This is a genomic window from Rhizobium sp. ERR 942, from assembly GCF_007828395.1.
Taxonomy (GTDB): Bacteria; Pseudomonadota; Alphaproteobacteria; order Rhizobiales; family Rhizobiaceae; genus Rhizobium; species Rhizobium dioscoreae.
Map to the genome: position 1 here is coordinate 130,188 of NZ_VIUA01000008.1, position 22,945 is coordinate 153,132.

General features: G+C 60.7%; 17 protein-coding genes and 1 pseudogene. 7 read left to right on the top strand and 11 right to left on the bottom strand.

Annotated elements, in window-relative coordinates:
* Nucleotides 1-11 precede the first annotated feature (11 nt).
* Genes FBZ97_RS28300 through traA form a run of 3 tightly spaced genes read right to left on the bottom strand, consistent with a single transcriptional unit; the run spans nucleotide 12 to nucleotide 5,051 of the window.
* Nucleotides 12-1,175, bottom strand: coding sequence for a conjugal transfer protein TraB (locus FBZ97_RS28300; RefSeq protein WP_145323659.1), 1,164 nt, complete (start codon nucleotides 1,173-1,175; stop codon nucleotides 12-14).
* Nucleotides 1,165-1,731 carry a conjugative transfer signal peptidase TraF gene (traF, locus tag FBZ97_RS28305; protein WP_145323657.1) on the bottom strand — a complete coding sequence of 189 codons (567 nt, stop codon included), beginning with the start codon at nucleotides 1,729-1,731 and terminating at the stop codon, nucleotides 1,165-1,167. Before traF ends, FBZ97_RS28300 begins: the two co-directional genes overlap by 11 nt.
* Nucleotides 1,728-5,051 carry a Ti-type conjugative transfer relaxase TraA gene (gene traA, locus FBZ97_RS28310; RefSeq protein WP_145323655.1) on the bottom strand — a complete coding sequence of 1,108 codons (3,324 nt, stop codon included), beginning with the start codon at nucleotides 5,049-5,051 and terminating at the stop codon, nucleotides 1,728-1,730. The genes traF and traA overlap by 4 nt, the downstream gene beginning before the upstream one ends.
* A 251-nt stretch (nucleotides 5,052-5,302) precedes the next feature.
* On the opposite strand from traA, the gene traC reads away from it, so the two are divergent.
* From traC to traG, 3 genes are read left to right on the top strand one after another with little or no spacing between them, the layout of a single operon-like run.
* Nucleotides 5,303-5,611: a conjugal transfer protein TraC gene (gene traC, locus FBZ97_RS28315; protein WP_113354738.1), complete on the top strand. Its 309-nt coding sequence runs from the start codon at nucleotides 5,303-5,305 to the stop codon at nucleotides 5,609-5,611.
* Nucleotides 5,612-5,615: 4 nt separating this feature from the next.
* Nucleotides 5,616-5,831, top strand: a complete 216-nt coding sequence (gene traD / locus FBZ97_RS28320; RefSeq protein WP_069610808.1) for a type IV conjugative transfer system coupling protein TraD — start codon at nucleotides 5,616-5,618, stop codon at nucleotides 5,829-5,831.
* Complete coding sequence (gene traG / locus FBZ97_RS28325; protein ID WP_186449561.1) at nucleotides 5,818-7,755, top strand: Ti-type conjugative transfer system protein TraG; 1,938 nt, start codon at nucleotides 5,818-5,820, stop codon at nucleotides 7,753-7,755. Before traD ends, traG begins: the two co-directional genes overlap by 14 nt.
* A 397-nt stretch (nucleotides 7,756-8,152) precedes the next feature.
* Here the strand turns inward: traG and FBZ97_RS28330 are convergent, their stop codons facing one another.
* The 4 genes from FBZ97_RS28330 to FBZ97_RS28350 form a co-directional block, all read right to left on the bottom strand.
* A complete protein-coding gene (locus FBZ97_RS28330) occupies nucleotides 8,153-8,497 on the bottom strand; it encodes a hypothetical protein (RefSeq protein ID WP_145323653.1) in 345 nt (114 codons plus the stop codon).
* A gap of 65 nt (nucleotides 8,498-8,562) precedes the next feature.
* Nucleotides 8,563-9,417, bottom strand: coding sequence for a DUF932 domain-containing protein (locus tag FBZ97_RS28335; protein WP_145323651.1), 855 nt, complete (start codon nucleotides 9,415-9,417; stop codon nucleotides 8,563-8,565).
* 446 nt (nucleotides 9,418-9,863) lie between these two features.
* Nucleotides 9,864-10,175, bottom strand: a complete 312-nt coding sequence (locus FBZ97_RS28340; RefSeq protein ID WP_113421296.1) for a DUF736 domain-containing protein — start codon at nucleotides 10,173-10,175, stop codon at nucleotides 9,864-9,866.
* 968 nt (nucleotides 10,176-11,143) lie between these two features.
* Nucleotides 11,144-11,731, bottom strand: a complete 588-nt coding sequence (locus tag FBZ97_RS28350) for a TetR/AcrR family transcriptional regulator (protein ID WP_186449562.1) — start codon at nucleotides 11,729-11,731, stop codon at nucleotides 11,144-11,146.
* 248 nt (nucleotides 11,732-11,979) lie between these two features.
* Here FBZ97_RS28350 and FBZ97_RS28355 point away from each other — a divergent pair, with 248 nt between their 5' ends.
* From FBZ97_RS28355 to FBZ97_RS28365, 3 genes are all read left to right on the top strand, one after another.
* A complete protein-coding gene (locus FBZ97_RS28355; protein WP_145323647.1) occupies nucleotides 11,980-13,242 on the top strand; it encodes an HlyD family secretion protein in 1,263 nt (420 codons plus the stop codon).
* On the top strand, nucleotides 13,239-14,822 hold the full coding sequence (locus FBZ97_RS28360) for a DHA2 family efflux MFS transporter permease subunit (RefSeq protein ID WP_246661885.1): 1,584 nt from the start codon (nucleotides 13,239-13,241) through the stop codon (nucleotides 14,820-14,822). The genes FBZ97_RS28355 and FBZ97_RS28360 overlap by 4 nt, the downstream gene beginning before the upstream one ends.
* Before the next feature lie 1,136 nt (nucleotides 14,823-15,958).
* Nucleotides 15,959-16,459, top strand: coding sequence for an HIT family protein (locus FBZ97_RS28365; RefSeq protein WP_145323646.1), 501 nt, complete (start codon nucleotides 15,959-15,961; stop codon nucleotides 16,457-16,459).
* A 977-nt stretch (nucleotides 16,460-17,436) separates the two neighbouring features.
* Here the strand turns inward: FBZ97_RS28365 and repC are convergent.
* The 3 genes from repC to repA all read right to left on the bottom strand — a co-directional run bounded on the left by repC (nucleotide 17,437) and on the right by repA (nucleotide 21,102).
* Nucleotides 17,437-18,660, bottom strand: a complete 1,224-nt coding sequence (gene repC, locus FBZ97_RS28370; RefSeq protein WP_145323644.1) for a plasmid replication protein RepC — start codon at nucleotides 18,658-18,660, stop codon at nucleotides 17,437-17,439.
* Nucleotides 18,661-18,847: 187 nt separating this feature from the next.
* Complete coding sequence (repB, locus tag FBZ97_RS28375) at nucleotides 18,848-19,882, bottom strand: plasmid partitioning protein RepB (protein WP_145323642.1); 1,035 nt, start codon at nucleotides 19,880-19,882, stop codon at nucleotides 18,848-18,850.
* Nucleotides 19,879-21,102, bottom strand: coding sequence for a plasmid partitioning protein RepA (repA, locus tag FBZ97_RS28380; protein ID WP_069614999.1), 1,224 nt, complete (start codon nucleotides 21,100-21,102; stop codon nucleotides 19,879-19,881). The genes repB and repA overlap by 4 nt, the downstream gene beginning before the upstream one ends.
* A 405-nt stretch (nucleotides 21,103-21,507) precedes the next feature.
* On the opposite strand from repA, the pseudogene FBZ97_RS34870 reads away from it, so the two are divergent.
* A pseudogene (locus FBZ97_RS34870) lies at nucleotides 21,508-21,657 on the top strand (IS6 family transposase); the annotation flags it as partial.
* Nucleotides 21,658-21,736: 79 nt separating this feature from the next.
* Here FBZ97_RS34870 and FBZ97_RS28385 read toward each other — a convergent pair.
* Nucleotides 21,737-22,855: a serine hydrolase domain-containing protein gene (locus FBZ97_RS28385; RefSeq protein WP_145323640.1), complete on the bottom strand. Its 1,119-nt coding sequence runs from the start codon at nucleotides 22,853-22,855 to the stop codon at nucleotides 21,737-21,739.
* Nucleotides 22,856-22,945: the final 90 nt, after the last annotated feature.

Consider the following 22,945-nt stretch of genomic DNA (forward strand, 5'->3'; position numbering starts at 1 on the left):
CTCCTCGGGCCTCAGGTGTTGAAGGAAAAAACAAGCGGCTTGGCGAAGAGCCTTGCCCAGGCGATCGTGCTTGCCCGTTGGATTGCGACGATCGACGTGCCTTTGGTCCACCATCCGTTTCCGACGGCGATGATCAGGTCGGGGTCATCCAGCATCGATTGCAGCACCGGCCAGACGACCAGTTGCTCGTAGCAGATCAGGGGAGCGCCTCGCGCATTCCCAAGATCGACAACGGGATTTGCGAAGAAGTGCGCTCTAGCTCCGCCGCTCCCACCGAACCATGACTGCCAAGGCTGCCACATCGAGCCCGGCACCGGCATCCGTTCGCGATAGAGGAGCCTGCCGCCAGTTGCGGAGACGGCAATGAGGACGTTGTCGTAGCCAGCCGCGTCCACCGTGGCCGCGCCAGCGACGACGGTAATGTCCGTATCCTGAAGAGCATTGACCCAGAGCCGTTCGACCGTCGGCGTCCAGAAACCCAAGGCGCTCTCTGGGAGCACGATCGTCGGGCGGTCATCAGCTCCACGACCCTTCACCGTCGCAATCAGATCACGGTGGCGTTGAATGCTAATGTCACGGCCGAGCGAAGGTCCCATTTCGAGATCGACGCCTTGCCAACCATCGGGTAGATGCGGCTCGGTCCAGGTAGCGGCGGACCACAACCAGAAGCCTGCGAAGGCGATTGCGACAGCCGGCCACATGCGGGTTACGAGGCCCATGAGACCGGCTGTGATTGCAAGCAAACCCGCCCATCCCCAACCGGGAAACAGAACCCCGGCGGATGTCATAGGATTTGCCCAACCGGCAATGCCGCAAGGTGGGATCGCCAATAGGGCAGTCGCCACCAGATAGCGCAACGGGCGAGGACCAGAGCGCTTCGTCCAGAGCACCGCATGCACGCCAACAAAACTCCCCGACGCACACAGCCATAGCAACAGGCCGGGCCAGATGTCCGATGAATAGAAGGCGGCGACACCCTGTGGCAGACCACGTGATGCTGCCAGGAAATACCCGGCTGAAACAAGCGCCGCCACCAATCTTGTTTGCGCCCGCGCCCAAAGAATCGGGAACGCCAGTGCGGTCGGGAGCAGCAAGACATGACCACTCCATCCGATTGTCCCCGCGACGATCGCTCCAATGATCAGCAGCGTTGGTTCGAAATGATCACGGCGCATAGGTCAGAACCTGTTGCGCAAGACCCAGGATGCCGGCAGCGGGAACGGGACCGAAATAGCGCGAATCAAATGATCCAGCGAAAGCCGAATGAAGGAAGACGCAGCTCGCTGGCACGATGCCTCCGACGAAAGGCATCAGCGGCCGTCCCTCGCCATCTCGCTGGACAATGGTGGAGAAGGGAACCGGACGGCCATCCACAGTCACACTGGCGCCGATATCGACCCGTTGTCCCGCAACGGCCATAACCATCTTGATGAGCGGTGCCACGCCGCCTGGGCACAAGCCGGAGCGCAGATAGCCGCGACTGCGCGCCTCCTGCATGGCTGGCGTTCGAGGCGGGCAGATGAACACGAGATCGCCGACGGCGGCCGCACGATCGAGCTTGATGATACGCCAGAGACCGAGTGGTTCGCTCGGCGTGAGATTGATCCGATAGTTGCCAGACCAGGCGACCAAGGTCGTTCCCAGCAAGGCCATTGGGATCATGGCCAAGCCAAGTTGGATGAGTTTGTTGTATCGCCTTGCTGGCGCCATCTTCAAGACGGGCATGATCATGTCAGCGACATCCCCTGGGTCTTGCTCTGGCGAAGCGTCTCGGCCTGTTTGAGTGCTTCGACCGTCCGCTCATGGGCGCTGAGTTGCTGCGCCGCGCGCATCAGGCTCCAGGCAGATTGGACTTCCTCCTTCTGAGCAGAGTTCATGCCCCCAGTGACCGTCTTGAAGGTTTCCCCGTTCGTATCCTTGGCGGCCAAGGGCAGGAAGGTCCGTTCGCCGAAGCGCTCCGTGACCGCCTTGGCAAATCCCTCCAGTTCCGCCTTCACCATTTTGTCGGCAAGCGCGAACTCGAGCGCCGACGGAAGATCGTTTCGATCAATGGCGTCGCGCGCCCGTTCGAGCGTCTGGCGCGCACTTGGCGACAGCGCCGGAATGTCGATCGAGACCTTGCGACGAGCCGCCATTTCATCCGCCTGATAGCGCTGTTCTGCGTGGCTGCGCTGACGCATGTAATCGCTGAGACTCTGCGCCAGGGCTGGCACATTGCGCTCAGCCCGCTCACGGTCCTGCTTGTCGGCGCGGCTGGCGAGCAAGCCCAATTTCCCGTTGAGGGGGCCAAAACTATCCGGTTGGTTGGCGATCTTCGCAAGCGTCGTTTTTGCGATCGCTTCATCCTTCAGCAAGGCGTCCACATTGACTGATCTGAATGCGGCTTCCGGCTGCGCGTAGACCAGATGGAAGCGGGTCGACACGTCATCCCATTGCTTCTTCAAGCCGGGATCGGCTTCGACCTTTTCGGCAATCGCCTGCTCGACGGTTTTCGTGGATGTCGCGATGCCGGCAACCATAGGGCTGGCCTCCTTGCTGCTTTGGGAGTGGGTCGGTTTGGTGCTGGCACCAACGCCGAGTTTGGCGCCGACGGTGAGGAGCCGGTGGGCAAGATCGGCCAGTTTCTGTTTCTGGCGGATCGTCCATTCGAGCCGGTCGCGAACAACCGTTCTGGCGACGTTGACGATATGCAGGCCGCGTCCTTCGGCAAAACGCAGTGCTTGGCGATAGAGGCTGCCCTTCTCGTAATCGAGCGTGGCTTCCTTGGCTTGTCTGCGTGATAGGATCTCGACGAGGCCGCCGGCGAATGCGAAGGACCGGGTGCCGTAATAAATGCGGAGATCCTCGCGATGACGCGTCATTGCTACATAGGTCAGATGCCGATCGAGGGAGAGTGACGCGAGCACCTTCACTCGGTCGACGGTAGCGCCCTGGCTCTTATGAATCGTCGTGGCATAGCCATGGTCGAGATTGCTGTAGAAGCGCTGTTCGACGGTAATCCGCCGGCGATGCTCACCTTCGCCGATCTCGGCGACAATGCGGTTTTGAGCGGCTTCGACAACCTTGCCGAGCATGCCGTTCTTGACACCGAGCGATCCTTCATTCTTCAGGAAGACGATCTGGTCGCCGCTCGCGAAGTTGCGGTGCCCATCCTCCGTCCGGAATGCAAAACCTTCGCCAAGGATGCCACGCTTGACGAGCTCGGCCCGTGCCATGCCGTTCAGTTTTCGCACATCACGCCGGAGGTGGGCGAGGATCAATGTCGTCTTCGTCGGGTCAAAGTCCCGACTCCAATCGGCGATAAGCCTATCGGCTGCCTCGTCCTTCAGCGTCAAACCGATCATTCGATCATGAGCGGTATAGGCAGCGATAGCCTTGCGGATATTGCCGCGAGCGAGATTGAGCGACGCATCGCGCATCCATTGCTCGCGCTGGCGGTAGATGGTCTCGAGCTCCGCATAACCGATACGGTCGGCGATCGCGCGAAACGCGGCTCCCGCTTCGATTGGCTGAAGCTGTTCGGGATCGCCGACCAGGACAAGCTTGGCGCCGGCCTTCGTCACCGTCTCGACCAGCTGCGCCATCTGCCGCGACGACACCATGCCGGCCTCGTCGAGAACGAAAACCGTCCTTGCGTCGAGCTGCTTTCGGCCTTGGCTCCAGCGAAGCTCCCAGGACGAAAGCGTGCGCGAGGCAATCCCAGCTTCCTTCTCCAGCCCTTCGGCGGCCTTGCCGGCAAGCGCGCCACCGACGACACGATAGCCGGCGGCTTCCCACGCCTCGCGCGCCGCCTTCATCATCGTCGTCTTGCCGGCGCCAGCACGGCCGATGACGGCTGTGATCCCCTCGGATCCAGCGACATGCTCGATCGCCGTCCTCTGCTCCTGCGACAGTCGGGAATGGTCCTTGAACGTCGCCGCCAACACGGCTTCCCGAACACCATGCGAGGATCGTGCCGACAGCCACATGGCACGGCTGGCCATCTCGGCTTCCAGCCGGATCAGTTCGCGCGTCGTGTATTTGGCCGGCACCCGGGCGCCGGTCGCAAACGCGATCCGCTCACCTTCGAGACAGAGCGCTTCGGGGCTCTGCAGGACACGAACCATCAGAGTCTGGAACAGAACGGCATCATCGATATAGCGATGCAGGATCTTCGCGACATCCTGGCTATCGAAGACGCTCTTTTCCCGGGTTATCAGCTCGAGGACGATCTCCGGTCGGCGCTGGATGCGTCTTGCGTTCTCACTTCGCCGCACCTCCTGCAGCTCGATCCGTTCGAGCTTTGGCGACCTTGGCGATGATTGTGCTTTCGCCCGCTCCGCCTTCCGGTCAATGGCCGTCGCGCCGACGCCGACATGGATAGTCGGCTCCACTTCGACACCCTGTTTTTCGAAGGAACGGCCATCGACGCGAATGTCGAGGCCGGCCATCGCCAGATGCCGGTTCTGGCAGGCGAACCATCCGTCGCGAAAGGAATTGAAGTCATCGAGGCTTCCGGCCCAGAGTTCGTAGACGATCTTGCCAGAGTCGTTGCGGATCGGATTGCCGTCTGGCCCGAGAACCGCGACCTTCTTGGCACCGAACCCGTCTTCGGTCAGCGGCCTCAACGTCGTCATAAGATGTACGTGCGGATTGCCCGGCGCATCATGATAGACCCAATCCGCCACCATTCCCTTGGCGGTGATGTGCCGTTCGACGAAATCGCGAACAAGCGCGATATTGCGCTCGGCCGTGAGTTCGATCGGCAGCGCGATCGTGACATCCTTGGCGAGCTGGGCATCGGAACGTTTCTCGAAATCCTCGACCTTGTTCCAGAAGGCTTCCGACGCGCCCGACACCGAGCGATCGGCGATCATCGACCGCAACCATTCCGGTGCGTCGGTTGGAATGACGAACTCCTCATGCAGGAGGCCCTGCTTGCGGGTATAGTCGATCGTCCGCGCTTCCCGCTCGTATTCCATTTTCGCGCAGTGGCGATAGGCCGCCGACAGCACCGCGCTGCGGCCGGAGCCGCGGGCGACGACGCTGACGGAGAAATGAGGCACGGCCACGACGGTCTGGGCTCCCGGTTGCGGACAAAACCAATGCTTGCGTCGGGAGCGGGCCTCGCCGGGGCGAAAAGCTAAGCGTCGCGACAGCGACGTATAATTGCGCCCTTGGAACCCGCTCCTTCGGAACGGCAGGGATCATTCACCAAAGCATCGCCCTTGGCGATTGTAGGATTCACAGTAGTGCCTTCGCTACTCGAGTTCCGGAAACTGGCCTTGAAAGACACGCTTTCTCAGCCAGGAGACGATCGCAAATGAAGAGACCTTCCTCGAAAATCCGCGACGAAATCGCCAGACTCCAGGAACAGCTCAAGGCCGCGGAAACCCGCGAAGCCGAGCGGATCGGCCGAATTGCCCTCAAGGCTGGTCTTGGAGAAACCGAGATCGATGAAGCGGAGCTACAGGCGGCCTTCGAGAATATCGCGCAACGTTTTCGCGCAGGCCAAGATGGCGGGAATGGGGCCACGACCGGCGGCGAAAAAGGCGATGGAAAAGGCACCACGGGTACGCCGACCGCGATGGTCCCGCCTGGCGCCGCTCAGGGCGGCGGTCGCGAGGCTTGATCGGATGGCGAGAACGACGACATCCGATGCCCGCAAGAAGGACACACGCGAGAAAATCGAACTCGGCGGCCTGATCGTCAAGGCTGGCTTGCGATATGAGAAACGCGCGCTTCTGCTTGGAGCGTTGCTCGAACTGAACGCCCGGCTGAGATCGGACGAAGGCGAGCGGGCGCGGTTGATCGCGATCGGTGTAAAAGCGTTCAGCGATGACGGCGAATAAACTTGCTCTCCTCGCCGCGCCGGTCGTGCTGATGATGCTCGCCGTCCTCGGCACGGCCGGTATCGAGCATTGGCTATCGGCCTTTGGAAGGACGGAGGCCGCGAGGTTGGCATTGGGCCGCGTGGGCATCGCGGCGCCCTATGTCACCGCTTCGGCCATCGGCCTGACCTTCCTGTTCGCGAGCACGGGCGCGACCGGCATCAAGTTCGCGGGTTGGGGCGTCGCCGCCGGGAGCATGGTGACGATCCTGATCGCGGCGATACGCGAGACGACACGTCTCATGTCATTCGTCGGTCAGGTTCCGGCGGGTGGGTCCATCGCCGCGTATCTCGACCCCGCAACGATGATCGGCGCGGTGGCCGCATTGATGGTGGGAAGTTTCGCGCTGCGGGTGATGCTCATCGGCAACGCCGCCTTCGCCCGCGCCGAGCCGAGGCGTATCCGAGGGCGCAGGGCGCTGCATGGCGAGGCAGACTGGATGAACATGCGGGACGCGGCGAGGCTTTTTCCCGACACCGGCGGCATCGTCATCGGCGAACGCTACCGCGTCGACAAGGATAGCACCGCGGCGCGTCCCTTCCGCGCGGGCGACGCCGAGAGCTGGGGCGGCGGCGGCAAGGCATCGCTGTTGTGTTTCGACGGTTCGTTCGGATCATCGCACGGTATCGTGTTCGCCGGTTCGGGCGGTTTCAAGACAACGTCCGTGACAATCCCGACGGCCCTTAAATGGGCCGGCGGCCTTGTCGTGCTGGACCCTTCGAACGAGGTCGCGCCAATGGTGCGTGGGCATCGAGAAGGCGCCGCGCGCTTCATCCGCCTTCTCGATCCGAAGGAACCCGAAACCGGGTTCAACGCGCTCGACTGGATCGGTCGGCATGGCGGAACCAAGGAAGAGGATATCGCCTCGGTCGCATCGTGGATCATGAGCGACAGCGGCGGCCCGCGCGGCGTCCGCGACGACTTCTTCCGCGCATCGGCGCTTCAGCTGTTGACCGCGCTGATCGCGGACGTCTGCCTATCCGGTCATACCGACACGGCGAACCAGACCTTGCGCCAGGTTCGTTCGAATCTGGCGGAACCGGAGCCGAAACTGCGCGAGCGACTGCAATCCATTTACGAGAATTCCAACTCGGATTTCGTCAGGGAGAATGTCGCCGCCTTCGTCAACATGACCGCGGAAACCTTTTCTGGCGTCTATGCCAACGCGGTCAAGGAAACGCACTGGCTGTCCTACGCCAACTATGCCGCGCTCGTGTCGGGTTCGACTTTCTCGACCGACGCGCTCGCGGATGGCAAGACCGATGTGTTCATCAACATTGATCTGAAGACGCTCGAGACGCATGCCGGCCTTGCGAGGGTGATCATCGGATCGTTCCTCAACGCGATCTACAATCGCGACGGCGCGCTGGAGGGCAGGGCGCTCTTTCTCCTCGATGAGGTTGCCCGCCTCGGCTACATGCGAATCCTGGAGACCGCTCGCGATGCCGGCCGCAAGTATGGCATCACGCTGACGATGATCTACCAGTCGATCGGGCAGATGCGCGAAACCTATGGCGGCCGCGACGCCGCGAGCAAGTGGTTCGAAAGCGCGAGCTGGATCTCCTTCGCGGCGATCAATGATCCCGAGACCGCCGACTATATCTCGAAACGCTGCGGCATGACCACGGTCGAGATCGATCAGGTCAGCCGCGGTTCCCAAGCGAAGGGTTCATCGCGAACGCGTTCGAAGCAGCTGGCCGCCCGGCCGCTGATCCAGGCGCATGAGGTTCTTCGCATGCGAGCGGACGAGCAGATTGTGTTCACGGCCGGGAACGCGCCACTTCGGTGCGGCCGTGCGATTTGGTTCCGGCGGGATGACATGAAGGCCCGCGTCGGCGCGAACAGGTTTCATCGCGACGGGAAGACGTTCGAAAGACCTGACTGATCGAACCGACGCGCGGTCCAAGAAGCAAGGCCGATCCCCAAAAAAATGAAGAGCATCGGAGAAATCAGCAGAGCGCCGGCCGCCGGCCGGGATTTCGGGAATTCTCGACGCGCGAGGAGCGGACAAAGGGCAGCCGTGGGAGCTTCAACATCGTGGCCCGAAGGGAAAGCGGGACCGACTGCCCCGCTCCTCGCGCTCCGCTTTTTCAGGGGCGGGCGGGGAGCATCGAGGGGTGGGGCGCGAGGGGCACCCCTCGACCTGTCGCGCTCGGCTTGGAGAGCGGCTCGGGACAGGCAAGCCGCCGACAAACCAATCTAGCCTCATCAATGTCGCCAAGGGCGCTAGCGCGATCTTCGCCGCTGCTCGCCTTCGATGCTAATCGGCGGAAAGAGGCGATTTAGCCCTGGTCGTTTTTCTTCGATGTCGCGACCGTCAGGGCCTCGTCTGCCTCCTTGGAGAGTGTAACGAGCTCGAGGATCGGGCGAGGGGCCGAACAAAACGCGAGGCGATCGCGCACGATGCAGGAAAAGCCGCTATCGGTCGAAACGCGAAACCCTTCCGGGATCTCCTCCTCAAACCATCGGTCACCCGCTTCGATGCAGTCGCGAATATCGTTCAAGGTGACGAAGGACGCGCCACCCCACGACGAGGGAACGCGCCCGTGAATTGCGTTGGCCAATGCCATGGGACGAACATGCCCGTTGATCTCCCGCGAATTGGAGATGGGATGAACAGTGTTCATTGGTATTTTCTCCGATAGAATGGACATGAATGTGAAGCGCCGCCAGGGCGGCGGCGCTCCCGCGATCACCGCGCGCTTTTCAAGGCCGCCATCCTTTCCCCGAGCAGCCAAAGCGCCTTGTTGAGCTTGATGTCCTGATCGATACCGTTCACGGCGCGGGATTTCACGCGACGGCGCCTGCCAAGATCGTCGCGGCCAACACCACGCAACCCGCCCTTGATGGCGTTTTCCTGCACGACGTTCCAGACTGTCCAAAGATCGTCGGCGCGGTCGTCATGACGGCGGGCGATAAGCAACTGTTCGGCCTTGATCGGCGTCGTGGTCTCGCCATCCTTGTCTCCAAAGCGCAGGACATGGGCGGCGTCCGCGAGAATATCCCTCTCATCACGGTTCAATCGCAGGGTTGACCAATCCTGTGGAGCGACAAGCGTGCGTTCGGCCTCGCCAAGCACGCGATAGGTCCCCTCGATAACCTTGTGCTGGACATCGCCGGAATGGCGAACCTTGATGGCATCGATGGTACCGGTCCGCGTCACCAGGGAATTGAGGCAACGAACCCGAAACAGTCCCGCCATCAATTCATAGGCGCTGGTGCCGTCATTGGCATTCTTGAGGAGGATTTCGCAAACGGTATCGCCGACATTGTAAACCTTGCCGTCGTCGATGCGGCGCAAGCGGATCAGATGCTTGGTGAAGTCGGCTTTTCCCTCAATGCGACTGTGCGACTGCTTCGCCCCGACCGGCATGAAGCCTTCCCGGACGAGACCCCGCAGAATCTCGATGGTGGGAATAGGCTGGAAGCGTTCCGACCGGCTTTCATGGGCGGTCACCGCGAAAATGGAAGGGGCAATGCGGCGCATTTCGGCTTCAGTCAGCGCGCGGCCAGTGTCGAAACGCGCGGTCTCGGTATAGATGCTCATTGTCAGTCTCCATTGGTTACGGTTGCCATCCGAAGGGCAAGCCCCTCGGGCGAAGCCTCCCCGGTCTTACCTGGGGAATGGCCTCTGACATTCCCCGGGACAGAGAGGGGAGGGCGAAAGCCCGCCCCACGGCGGCGAACGGGACTGTCAAGCGGCGTGGCGCGGAAGCCGGGGTATCTTCACGGGTCCGCTTGCGGACTGGCGCGGAAGATGAACCGGCTTCACGGGCCGCTTGACCGGCCTGGGCGGCGATGTCAGGGGCGAGCAAATTGAAGCGGCCCGGCACGGGCCTCATGAACGGATGCGTCAGCGCTGCGTTCGATAAACGACCGTTATCGGCGGAAGAACCGGTTGGGTGCCATCGACATCGAACGCGCTCCTTCGCGGAATGCGCCTCGGCCAGCAAATTGAGAAAAGGCCCCGCCTGATTGGCGGGGCCTCGGATCTCAATCGCGGTTCGGGCGGGACCAGATGAGCTGGTAGCCATCCTCGCCTTCGACCTCCGTGAGCATCGCGTAGATCGGGGAGGGGAAGCTCGGATCGTCCAGCTTGACCGAGAGATAGTCACGGTCGCTCTCGCTGGAGCGCTTCTGCCAGGCGGCGCCGAGCTCAACCGGACCGGCGTAGACGCGGAAGTGCGGACCCTTGTCGGAGGGGCTTTCCACGCGGGTAATGCGTGCCTTTACGTTGAGGGCGAGGGTGCGGATTGAGCCGACGAAGCCGCTTTCAGTCGAAGTGAAGGTGCCGATGGTAGCCATTTTCCTATTCCTTTTTGCTGTTTCGAGCCGCTCCATTGCGGCTCGATGGCAGTCACAAAGGCCGGGGACGATCAGACCGCACCCCGTGGGGCCGGAACACGGTGGAGGGCGGCGCGGAGAGACTTTCTTGTCTCGCGAGGAATGACGGCGAAGCCGGAAGGGGATGAAAGTCTCGTGGCACCGTTGCGGGAAGATGAGCGAGGCGCAGCCGTTCTCCGGTCAGACCTGCCCCATCGAGCCCGCATGTGGAGCCGCGGCGAATTGGCAAGGGAATATGACATTGGCGGTCAGCACGGGGAAATTTCGGACAGATGGCCATGTCCGGCTCAACTGGACCGCCAGACTGACATGAAGGCATGCGCATTCCCTCGCGTGACGTCCGGCGAGGGTCGCGCTCGCGGGGCAAACTCGCAGTCATGGAGTTGCCGCGCGATTGGTCGCTTGGAGGAAAACCGCTTTAGCGCACAAGACCGTTTGTCACCGAGTCCAAGCACTCCCGGAAGCGGAGACCCAACACTCCGAATCGGTCGATCTCGGGGGAAATTGGATCTCACCACCACGGAAAGGCCACGTGACCCCGCGAGCCGGCGAGGAAACCGGCACCACCAAGAGCGGCGGCCGGCATTGACGCCCCATCCGGCATGAAGAGCATCAAGCCGCCTTCCAAGCGTCCGCCATGGGCCGCGGTCCGTGGAGGCACCCCCGCTGTCGAGCGCGCGGCCAGCCCATCGACATGTCGTCGCGCTATCGCGAGCGCTTGCGGGAGCGGGTTGGACAGCACCGGAGACGCTTCGGCCGGCACGCTCGGACCTGACTGACGCTCACCGGCGGACTCCGTTTCGCTGGGAGCTGCCTTGACGCCGCTGTCGCGCCCTGCTCACCCGCGCGGCGGGCCCCGCGAGGAACGATTTACAGGCAGCGCCGGAATATCTAGGCCTGTTGCCGCGATCTCGCGAAGGCCATGACCGTCAAACGCCGCTGTAGCCGCAGCCGCGTAGGAAAAAAGTGGCCGCCTCGCGTGCATGATCTTCCATTTGCGACTTCACAGGCGTCAGATCGGCATGAAATAGCGAAGAGATCATCATCGGCAGCAACACCAGATCGATGAAGTATCGGGTCGTGGCTTCAAGGCTGGCCGGCGCGAAGGCGGGCAATGGCTTGAGTTCCTCGGCCTCCGCCAACTCCGCCACGAGTTTCATCGCGGTAGCCGTTCCGTGTGCTCGCATGGCGTAGTGGATCGTCGTCGCCAGATCCGGATGGCGGGTCGCTTCACCGATCACGCTGCGTATGAGCCCGATGGTCTCCGACCTTATGGCCCGCTGGAGGATCAGGACCCCCGCGGATTGGAAGCGTTCAAGAATGCTGCCCGATGTGGCGGAGGCGACCATCTCGCCGGATTTTTGCGCCCAACGGATGACGACTTCCCTGAACAAGGTCTCCTTGTTGATGAAGCGCGCATAGATGCTCGGCTTGCCGGCCCTCGCCACCTCGGCGATCTCGTCGATGCTGGCGCCCTCATAACCTCGGGCGATGAAGACGTGGAGCGCGGCCTGCAAAATTCTGTCCTCGACTTCCCCCGCCCTCTCCCTCGGGGGGCGCCCACGTCGCGTCGCATTTGTCTTCCCCGGTATAATCTGGGGTTTTGCCATCTCTCGCGGCATGACGGACCTCACTGTTTTTTGATTGGCTCGGACGCGGTTTAGCACCCTCCGCGGCTCTTGACTAACACTCCGATCAGTTCTACGTCAATATTTAAATTGAACGTTTCGTTTCAATTTAAGCCTAGTGACGGAAGAGGTAGAAGATGAGCACGCCTCAGGATGAGACCCTCGGAAAATTAATCGTACTGGAGCCGAAGAGCGCCGGTACCAAGGTAAATCATGAGCAAGGCGGCCTGCCGGCCGAACAGGAAAGAGCGGAAGCGCCACGACCCGGCGATAAAACCCTATCCCTCGACGAAAACGAGACGCCGGAGCCGGATGATCCCGGTCGTGAGGATGCGATTGGCAGCCCCTCCCGGCGCCGGCGGATGCTCCTGATCGGCGGAAGCGCACTTGCCGCAGCGGCGATGGCGGCCTTTCTCTACTGGGACGACGCCTCTCATTATGAGAGCACCGACGATGCCTTCATCGCCGCGCGTCAATATGCCATCACCTCTCGGGTAGCCGGCTATATTTCTTCCGTCCCGGTCACCGACAACCAGCACGTAGCGAGTGGCGAGGTAATCGCCCGCATCGATGATCGCGACTACCAGACGGCTCTTGAGCAGGCCCAGGCGCAGGTCGCAGCGGCGAACGCCAATATCAAGAATACACAGGCGCAGAAGCGGGTTCAGCAAGCGAATGTGGAAGAAGCCGAGGCGCAGGTCGCACAGGCCGAGGCCAATCTCGTCTTCGCCCAGCAGCAGAACGACCGCTATCAGGGATTGGTGAAGAGCGGCTCCGGCACTCTTCAGGAAGCGCAGCAATATACCTCGCAACTGCACCAGCAGCAGGCCGCGCTCAACACCGATCAGGCTTCGCTGACCGCCGCGCGGCGTCAGCTGGATGCCTATGACTTCCAGATCGCCAACGTTGAGGCCACTCTCAAGCAGGATCAAGCCCAGCTCGACCAGGCCAAGCTCAATTTATCCTACACGACGATGGCGGCGGCTCAGCCTGGTCGAGTGGTGCAGTTGTCGGCCGGCGACGGCGAATATGTGCAAGCGGGCACGAATCTGGCGATGTTCGTGCCGGACAAGCTCTGGGTCACGGCCAACTTCAAGGAGACTCAGCTCGATCATATGCGTCCAGGCCAGCCGGTAACGCTGACGATCGACGCCTATGGGGGACGTACGATCCATGGCCATGTCGCGAGCGTGCAGCCGGGATCGGGAACGGCATTCTCATTGCTTCCCGCGGAAAACGCCACTGGCAACTATGTGAAGATCGTCCAGCGCGTTCCCGTGAAGATCGAGCTTGATGACGTGCCGAGCGATCTCGCGTTGGGCCCCGGCATGTCCGTCGTCCCGACGGTGCGCACCAATGCCAGCCCCTCTTTGTGGGAAAGCCTGAGGAATGTGTTGTGAGCACGAACGCTGCTGCCGGATCGGCGCCGAACCCTTGGATCATCGCGATCGTCGTCGCGCTTGCCAGCTTCATGGAAGTGCTTGACACAACCATCGCCAATGTCGCGCTGAACTATATTTCCGGCGGCCTTGGTGTCAGCCAGGACGAAGCGTCCTGGGTCGTCACCACCTACCTCGTTTCCAACGCCGTGATCGTGACGGCCACGAGTTATCTCGTGCGAATTCTCGGCCGCCGGACTTTCTTTCTCGGCTGCCTCGCACTCTTCACCATCAGCTCCGTTATGTGCGGCTTCGCGCCCAATCTGCAATTCCTGCTGCTTGCCCGCATCCTGCAGGGTATCGGTGGCGGCGGCATGGTGCCGGTCGCGCAATCCATTCTGGCCGACAGCTTTCCACCTGAAAAGCGGGGGCAGGGCTTCGCCCTGTTCGGCGTAGCCGTCGTCGTCGCCCCCGTGGTCGGGCCGACATTGGGCGGGTGGCTTTCGGATAACTTCTCATGGCACTGGTGCTTCCTGATCAACGGCCCCGTCGGCGTCTTGACGCTCGCCGCCGTTGCCATGCTGATCAAGGAGCCGGCGGGCGCCAAGCAAGAACGTGCCCAGAAACGCAGGCGGGAGCCTGGCTTCGATTGGATCGGCTTCGGGCTAGTCGCCACCTTCCTTGGAATGCTGGAGCTGATGCTCGACAGAGGACTGGAGGACGATTGGTTCGGCTCCAGCTTCATCGTCGTGGCGGCTGTGATCTGCGCGCTTGCCTTCCTGCTGATGATCCCCTGGGAACTGCGGCACCGAAATCCGGCCGTCGACATCAGGATGCTGGTCGGTCGTCAGTTCGGCACCTGCTTTCTGGTGATGATGGCAACCGGCGCGCTGCTGCTCGCCACGACGCAATATCTGCCCCAGCTGGTTCAGCAGAATCTCGGCTACACGGCCACATGGGCGGGGCTGATGCTGTCGCCCGGCGGCGTAGTCACCATGGTCATGATGTTCGTGGTCGGTTTCCTCTCCTCGAAAATACAGCCGAAATATCTGATCGCGATCGGCGCCGGCTTCGTCGCCCTGTCGATGTATCAGGTAACCAGCGTCTATGGCTCCGTGGGTTTCTGGTATCTCGCCGCGGCCCGCATGCTGCAGGGGATTGGCCTGCCATTCATCTTCCTGCCGATCACCTCGGCTTCCTACGACGGAATTCCCGCTAGCAAGACCGACCAGGCCTCCGCGCTGCTGAACGCCGCCCGCAATACCGGCGGATCGATTGGCGTGTCGTTAATTTCCAACATTATCACCCATCGCGAACAGTTCCACCAAAGCCGCCTGGTGGAACACATCATCCCGTCGAACAGCGCCTACCAGGATACCTACGGTCAGTTGAGCAGCTATTTCATGGCGCAAGGAAGCTCACTTTCCACCTCCCATCAACAGGCACTCGCCTGGATCAATCAGCAAATTCAGAGCCAGGCTTCGTTTCTTTCCTATGTCGATGCTTTCTGGGTCCTGACGTTGATCTCGCTCGCGGCCATCCCTCTTGCCTTGACGCTGCGCGACGTGACGCTCGGCAGGAAGGCATCCATGGGACATTGACGCGCCGTCACTCCCGGCCGGAGCTTTCGAGGCGACGGAAGTTCCGACCGGGACGAATCGGCCGCGCATACTGTGAGCGCAACCGTTCATCCGGCCATTGCGATGCATCGGCGGTCTTCCGGAACAAAACCCTGACAGCTGTCAGGGTTTTGGCCCAAGCTCGCCAGAGGGGTGACGCGAAGTATATCGCCTTTGTGTCGGTCGCCGGGCTACGCGCACCTACCAAAGCCCGCCCTTCTGATAGTCGCTGTTTGAAAAACCCTGACAGCTGTCAGGGTTTTCGCGCGTCCACCAAAGCCAGACCACGCTCGCTCCAGTGAGAGAGAACTCCCAACTTCAAAGTTGAAGGTCGCCTCCAACCGGCCGCGATCATTACCCGCGAATATCGCCATTACCGCTACTCGCGCTCAGCGAAGTTCCAACACGTCCATCGAGCATACGCGGCTTTCCTCGTGGCGATCCTGGCGCATCCTGCCGCCAGGTCGCAATTCCGCGTTGATTACCGCGAATTCCATCACCCGTGGCCGCGAGCTCGGACACCCTGGAACAGCCGCGGCAATGTTCGCAAGCCGCGCCGACCGACGTGCTCGGGATGAACGGCGCGCCTGCTCTAGCAGCCGAGTTCCTCGCATGGATACGATGGGCGGCAGCCCCATCTGGTCCATCGAGGCCTGTTCGCCTGGCGTTCATTCGCTCGCGATCCGACTTTCCGCGCGACTTTTTCATTCGCCCGTCCAATCCGGGAATCTTGCTGTTCCATGGAGCTTTCTTTCGGCAGCTCGTTTACGGCGGAAAGCAGTATCATTGCGCGCCCCGTGGCGCTTCCAACGACCTTTCCGGCCGTCGCCGCCGTGCTCGGCGCCGCAGGATGCTGCTTGCAGACAGGGATGGACATCTATTGGGGCGCACGGGAGAATCCGCGATCGTCTTGCCGGAGCGGTCTCTTTCACCTCGACCGCCAGCCCGGCAGCAGCTACGCAACCTTCGCAATCAATGCGGGGCCTATATATTCGCCACTCAGCTTCGGCCATCGAAAAGCCAGGAAAACTTCAGCTTGCCGGTTCTGGCCAATGTTATTCACGCCTGGCCAGAAGCATAAATAGCTGACGAACAACAGCTGACACGAAGGAGAAGACATGACGACTGCTTCACGATTTGTGATCGGCGAGAGCGACGGATGGCTTGTGAGCCACCGGGCGAATTCGGCGCTCCCCGGCTATCTCATCGTCGAGTCCAAAGGATTGGCCAATGACCTCTTCGATTTACCCGATGGCGCGCTGCGCGAGATCGGCCCGCTGCTGGCGCTGTCTCAAGCGACCTTGAAACGAGAGCTGGGCGCTCCACGCGTCTATATCGGCCGATATGGCCACATTCCTGGACTTCCCTTTCATTTCCATGTCATCCCCATCTACGATTGGGTGGAGAAACTGTTCTGGCGAGATGGCCGATATCGGATCCTCGGACAATTCGCCGAGGGGGAGACCGGGACGGACGGGGCGGAACTGACCCTATTCGTCTGGCGGGAGTTCTGCGAACGCCGGCGGGCGCCTCCGATCGAGGGACCGAGCGTTTCTAAGACCATCGCTCTCCTGCGCGAGACGATGGGGTATCCCCTGCGGGCCATCGAGTCTGGCTAACCGACAATTTCCTTGACTAATCGGCCTGGTTAGCGTGCTATATTGCACGAAGCGGACGAAATGCTTCGCTTCTCCTGCCCAAATTCGGCACCGCCTAAATATCTAATTTTCAAAGAGAATTTTTCCATCGAGAAGCTATCGCGGTATTAGCTTCCATCAGCCATACAGTGTCGACTGAAGTTTCTGACGCCTGGAAACGCGTTGTTCCGCAAGCGGCAATCCCGCTCCCGGGACGGGGTAAAACAGCCCGCCGAAGGGCATTTCGGTCAGCTTTTTGGATGAATTCCGCCCAGATTCGCCAATTACCAGATAGCCCGGACCGATAAATCTCCTGGGAGTTCGTGCTCGCTCGCTACCAAGGCTCCAGTTGCGGCCGGCGAGTGGTAGGCCAGCGGCGAGAGATCGGGCGATAAATGCGATCGGCCGGGACCGAGTTTGGCCAATGTACCTCAAACCACGCTCCTTTCGCGTTCACCGCGGACGGCTCCTCGATCGGCGCGGATCTCCAGATCGCATTACAAAATTGTAAGGGTGCTATTCATTTTCGGTTAAGTCTCGATCGGTCATCAAGGTCATGCGTGAACACGCAGCATCAACCCCCAATGCTTACGAGGTTTAACATGAAAAGCCTGCTTCTCTCTTCCGTGATCGCCCTAGCATCCGTTGTCGCCGTCAGCGCTCCCTCTCAGGCAGCTCCATTCCATCGTCATCACCATGATTGCTTCGTGAAAACCGTGAAGCATAAGGTTCATGGCCACTGGGTCATTCGCAAGGAACGCGTCTGCCGGTAATCCACGGCCCGGATCCGAGCCGCCGGCAATCACCGACGGTCAATGGAACGGCCATGGCTGAAAGATTGGCTTTGGCCGTACCATTTGCTGAAAATGACATATCATGCCGCCCACTCGGTTACGCTCGAGCCCTGGTTCAAGGGCCTATTACAATCGTGGATATGCTGGAAGCCGAGCAACCATCCGTCATGAAACCCTCGATATGGTAGCGCCGTCGCCGATATTTGCTCGAAGCAATGCCATGAGCGCGGGACCAAGTGAAAATTCACCCCGCGCCGCCTTGGAAGTAAGATCTCGCAGATACGCGCCAGCCGAATTGATATGCCCAGATCGCTCGAGGATGCACGCCATCGTCGCAGCGGCGTTTTCTGGCCCCATTATCTCGCAAGCATCCTGATAGGCCGAAGCACCGACGCCCAGCATCGATCGCACGACAACAGCCGCCGACATCAGGTCCCGCCAGTTGTTGATACCGCCCGTCGGTCCATAAGAGCTTATTTCTGGGCATGCCTTCAGCACGAGGCTTAACGGAAAGATCCGCATCGGTTCTTTCCGCGACCTGTCTCTTTCGATGGACCTCGTTTCCAGCTTTGCTCGAAAGCTTGGTTCAAGTTCATTAAGGGATTCGGGATTCGAACTCTGTATGTGCTGCTCATCCTGGGCATCATTGGTGCTATAATTTTCAATTTTTTGCTGCGTTTCCAAAAGGTTGATGATCTCGCGGCGAAGAAGCTCCATGTCTTCGAGAATGCAGACGATCTCGCGGATCGTCGGTGAACGAGGAATGCGGGCGACAATGGCGTTGTAGCTATCCTCGATCAGCGACCAGTCGCCACCGATGCCTTCCCCGCAGGCCGCCGCGATCAATTTGCGGACGTCGCGCCGGCAGATCGTCAGGCTTTCCTTGGCGCGGCGTAGCGCCATGCGTTCCGCCACGACCTGCTGGGCCATGATTGCGAGTTCCTCCGCGCGCGCCAGCAGCGGTGAGACATCGAAGCCGAATGCGTTTTCGATCTCGCCCGTCCTGCCTTTTCTCGCATAGCGCTTACCGTTGGCGCTATCCTTTCTGACGATCAGGCCAGCCTCGACGAGAAGCGCGAGGTGCCGGCGAAGCGTGGCGCCCGCGATGCCGTGAGCGCGCAAGGTCAGCTGCGCGTTGGATGGAAAGACAACAAGCTGGGCGTCCTGGCGCAGCTCGCTTTCCGGATGGAAGCTCAACAGGGCGTCAAGCACGGCAAGGCTGCGATCCTGCAATCCGAGTTTTTGCCGCGCTTCGGATACGTCTCGAAAGACTTTCCATTTATCGACCGACTTGCCGGGTTCGATCCTGTTCACGGCGATCTGTCGCCGAAGCAGGGCAAACGTCATTGGCCGCCGCCCAAAAGGCGTCGTTACACTTCCATTCTGCATTTTCCTCACCTTCAAGAGGCAAAAGAAATACGATCACCAAAAACGGTGCCAAAGACTCTTGACTGGGATTCGAGGAAATGCGATTCTTCAGTTGCTACATTGAAGAGAAGGCTTCCACGACGGCAACGTTTGGGGGCCTTTTTTCTTTTGCTAGGTTTCCTTTCCAATCAGAAAACCCTGACAGCTGTCAGGGTTTGCGTTTGTCTCTCGAACGAGTGAAACGCTCGACAAGGTCGGGCAGCTCCTCCTCGACAAATCTTACGAATTCCGTACCCAATTTGCCCTCGGCGGAGATTCGAACCTCCCGGGGCGAGGTCATGAACACACCAAGCCTGGCTCCCGATCCATCGGAAATCGCGATCTGGGTGTTGCGCCCTTCGGGCGAAGGCTTGATCGCCTTCAATGCCACCTGAAATCGCTGGTCCGAGGTTTCATCGGCGTCATTGACGTCGGAGAGAGCGGCGCGCACGACTTCAAGGGCATTGGGGGCCGCCGATATTGTCTTGGCCAACTCCAGCCAACGCGGTCGACCAACCTTCGGAGCCCTGCCAATCGCTTCGATGATATCCGCCGGGATCGTGCGATAGACGCTCCGCATTCGCGCGAGCTCCGCGTCCTCGATGGAAAGAGCCGCGTAGATATGGCGTGCCTTAATGCCAGCATCGTCCATGCGCGAGGCGAACAAGGCGCGTTCAATCCATGTCAGATCTTGACGACTCGCGTTTTCAATACCCTGGGCCAGCACCAGGTCGAGATCGGATATCTCGACCTCTATGGCACGCACGGCGCGGCCGAGCTCGAGGGCGGCCCGCCATCTGCGATGGCCATAGACAACCTGATACCGATCGCTCGAGGTGGGGTGCCGTCGAACCTGGATCGGAACCTTCTGGCCTTCCTCCTCGATGGAGCGCTTGAATCTCTCGAAGTCACCCGGATCGTCGTCGGGCAGGCGATCCGGATAGGGTGAGGCATCGATCACATGTGGATCGAGATCCTGGATCCAGCCTTCGCCGGATTCGACAATGGCACGCAGTCGATCGCGCTCCGCGCGGATATCGCCGATTGCGCGATGCGCCGCGCCGATCACTCCGGCACCGACGCGTCCAGGCTGCGCGGGGACAGGGCTAGAAGGCGGCGGTTCTGGCGTGCTCTCGCCGCTTTCCAATTCGGCCGAAAGCAGGCCGAAACTGGCGACGATGGATCGTCTCGGGCTCTTGCTCATTCACGCCCCCAACTTGCATTGATGAGATGAACGATGGCTTCGTTGACGGCGTCGACGGCCTCGCGGGCGCGCTTGTGCGTGTCTCGGCCGATCTGCCCCATCTCGAGTTCGTAGAGGGAACGCTTGGCGAGCCCCGCGGCCTCGACCGCGGTGCTCTCGATCGCCGTCGGCAAGAGAACATCGGTACCGAAGAGATGACGCAGCATCGCAACGACTTGCGATTGCGGCGCATCATTCGGGTCGTGGCGCGTGATCAGATAGCGGATGAAATCCTGGTCGAGCTGCGCGCCGCTTTCGTCGAGCACGCTGATCAGATCGCCCATCATGAGCAGGAACTGGCTCATCGATGCCACGTCCAGCATGGCCGGATGCACCGTGATGATCATGCTCGTGGCGGCGTAGATGGCGCTAAGGGTCAGAAATCCGAGCGACGGTGGCGTGTCGAGGATGACGATGTCGTAATCCTCCTCGACCTCGGCAAGCGCGAGCTTCAGGCGCTCGAAAAAGATGGCGCCGGAGCCGGACCTTTGGGCGAGAACCCGCGGCGTCTCGTGCTCGTACTCCATGACTTCCAGGTTGCCCGGAATGAGATCGATGCCGTCAAAATAGGTTTTGCGGATGATTTCGCGGATCGAGCGCCTCTCGGTCGCCTCGTATCTGAGCGCCGCATAGATGGTTTCATTGGCGCCGACATCGATTTCCGGCTGGGCGCCGAACATGGCCGAAAGCGAGGCCTGCGGATCAAGATCGAGCGCCAGCACGCGATAGCCATGCAGCGCGAGATAATGCGCGAGGTGAACGCAAGTGGTCGTCTTGGCGCTGCCACCCTTGAAGTTGGCGATCGCCATCACCTGCAGATGTTCGCCTGGCCGGCGCCGAGGCAGGAAGCGAAGGGCTTCCGCCGGCTTCTGCTTGGCGAACAGCTCCCGCAATTCGTTGATCTGGGCAAGCGTGTAGACGCGGTGATTGTTCTCCAACCTGCTCGGGGTGGGGCCTCGGCCCTCGCTCGACATCAGCTTCAGGGTCGAATCCGGAATCGAGGTCAGCTTGGATACTTCATTGGTCAGGAACTGGCGCAGCATCTTCTCGGATTTCGGCGGATACATCCGCGTTCTGAGCTGCTGGAGCTGACCAGACAGCACAGTCGCATGGCGCGCGATCTTGCTGCCTGCGTTTTCCTTTGAAGGAGCTATAGTCTCCGTGCGGTTCGCTATCGCCATTTGTCCCTCTTGGCGGCCTGTCGCCGGTTTGCCGACCTTTGCCCGCCAGAAGGTAGAACACGATTCTGTCAGGCCGTCCAGAGATTAACGGTTAATGACCGGTTAACATGTGACAGCCAGGACCTGGGTCTTTGCTATTTAATGCGCTGCTTTTCTTCAATTTTCCGCGGTAAGTCGCCGAAGACGATCGCAGCGATGACTCACACCTTTTGATAGCAAGGTGCGGCCACCGTCGATCGTCCGACGCATATCCGGCTAAAATTAGCGACGAGAATCACTCTACCCGCGTGGGTGAGTCGCCCTCGTTGGCGCCGGCTTGACGACTTTGTTGTGAAGGAGCCGGTATTTGCTGCCCATGGCCGGAGCCCAGCCTGCTCACTTCGGACGCCGCCCTTTTCCGCCGAGATCATCGCCCATGCAGGGTGGCTTTGTCACCGTTTTCTGTTTAGCTTTTCGCGATGTTGAAGACCTGCCGGCCGAGCGCGGCATCGACGTTTCATTCCAGACCGTCACAGAATGGCGGCGAAGCTCGGTCTAGAATTCGCTCAGCAGCTGCCAGGGCAAGACCATAACAATCAAGCTTCCGTCGAGCCGCTAGCTCTTGGAACCGATAGATGCTTTCGGGCCGGAAGCATTAAACGCCATAAATCGCCCGAACGATATCTCGTGGAAAGGCTCCCATGCAGCCTTCAACCGCCGTGTTGGACATGATCGCCGCCGAAATGCCTTCCAAGGGATCGATGAACCAACTGTGTCCATAAACGCCGCCCCAGCTTACCGATCCCTTCGCCATTGGAACCTTCGCCAAGACGGGATCCCGGATCACCGCACCCAAAAAAGAGAATCCTTCTCCTGGTTTGCCCGGGCGCGGGATGTCGCCAATCTGGTTGAGAAGCGCCGCCCTTGCGGTCTCCGCCTTCAAGATGGGCGCGCCGCCGCCGCGAATGGCTTCGAGGAAGGTGATTAGATCCGGCGCCGTGCCCACCATGCCCGCTCCGCCGGATTGGAAAGCCTTCGGATTGAATAGCCTCGTCGGCGCAAAGGTAAGCAGGTTGCCGCTATCATCCGGAACCAAATGGCGATCGCTCATTCTGACGGCCGTCGGAGTGGCATCGGCGTAGGGCGTGGCAAGTCGCTCCGGATCGCTCACCGAAAAACCGGTGTCGCTCATGCCCAGCGGTCCCGTTACATGACGACGCACCGCCTCTTCCAGGCTGCAAGCCTCGATCCGTGCTATGACCGCCCCAAGAACGTCAATGGCGATCGAGTAAGACCAAAGTTTGCCCGGTGCGGCCAGCAGCGGAAAGGTCGACAGTCGACTGAAGTTCTCCTCGAAGTCGAGATCCGTATCGGCGAGGCCAGCGTTGAACATTCGCTCGGATGGCGTGGTTTTGGGATCCGCTCCATAACCGAGACCCGCCGTGTGAGTGAGCAGGTGCTGGATGGTTATATCGGCGATCTCTCCATCTGGCTGCCGGGGTCGGAAATAGGGGAGATAATCTCGGGCGAGGTCGCCAACCGCCAGCCTGCCCTTGTCGACAAGAGCCAGGGCCGTCGCCGCCACGAGCGGCTTGGTCACGGAAGCGAGACGGAATATCGTCCGCGTATCCGTGGCTTTTTGGGTTTCTCGATCGGCATGACCAGCAGCGCGGCTATAGACGGTCTCTCCGTTTTTGACGACGATCACGACGGTGCCGACGATCTTGCCGGACGTGATCGCCTTTTCGATAACCGCGTCGATCCCTGTCTTCATCGCAACCATCCTCCCCGTGCTCCCGTAGAACCGCATATTCCAGCTTGGTTCGCAAGGCGGCGCGGCGCCGATAGCGTCGTGTCGAGCTAC

Excerpts from the sequence above, each read along its gene's own strand:
- FBZ97_RS28300 (WP_145323659.1), bottom strand. The coding sequence starts at position 1,175 with ATGCGCCGTGATCATTTCGAACCAACGCTGCTGATCATTGGAGCGATC.
- traF (WP_145323657.1), bottom strand. The coding sequence starts at position 1,731 with ATGATCATGCCCGTCTTGAAGATGGCGCCAGCAAGGCGATACAACAAA.
- traC (WP_113354738.1), top strand. The coding sequence starts at position 5,303 with ATGAAGAGACCTTCCTCGAAAATCCGCGACGAAATCGCCAGACTCCAG.
- traD (WP_069610808.1), top strand. The coding sequence starts at position 5,616 with ATGGCGAGAACGACGACATCCGATGCCCGCAAGAAGGACACACGCGAG.
- traG (WP_186449561.1), top strand. The coding sequence starts at position 5,818 with ATGACGGCGAATAAACTTGCTCTCCTCGCCGCGCCGGTCGTGCTGATG.
- FBZ97_RS28330 (WP_145323653.1), bottom strand. The coding sequence starts at position 8,497 with ATGAACACTGTTCATCCCATCTCCAATTCGCGGGAGATCAACGGGCAT.
- FBZ97_RS28335 (WP_145323651.1), bottom strand. The coding sequence starts at position 9,417 with ATGAGCATCTATACCGAGACCGCGCGTTTCGACACTGGCCGCGCGCTG.
- FBZ97_RS28340 (WP_113421296.1), bottom strand. The coding sequence starts at position 10,175 with ATGGCTACCATCGGCACCTTCACTTCGACTGAAAGCGGCTTCGTCGGC.
- FBZ97_RS28355 (WP_145323647.1), top strand. The coding sequence starts at position 11,980 with ATGAGCACGCCTCAGGATGAGACCCTCGGAAAATTAATCGTACTGGAG.
- FBZ97_RS28365 (WP_145323646.1), top strand. The coding sequence starts at position 15,959 with ATGACGACTGCTTCACGATTTGTGATCGGCGAGAGCGACGGATGGCTT.
- repC (WP_145323644.1), bottom strand. The coding sequence starts at position 18,660 with ATGCAGAATGGAAGTGTAACGACGCCTTTTGGGCGGCGGCCAATGACG.
- repB (WP_145323642.1), bottom strand. The coding sequence starts at position 19,882 with ATGAGCAAGAGCCCGAGACGATCCATCGTCGCCAGTTTCGGCCTGCTT.
- repA (WP_069614999.1), bottom strand. The coding sequence starts at position 21,102 with ATGGCGATAGCGAACCGCACGGAGACTATAGCTCCTTCAAAGGAAAAC.
- FBZ97_RS28385 (WP_145323640.1), bottom strand. The coding sequence starts at position 22,855 with ATGAAGACAGGGATCGACGCGGTTATCGAAAAGGCGATCACGTCCGGC.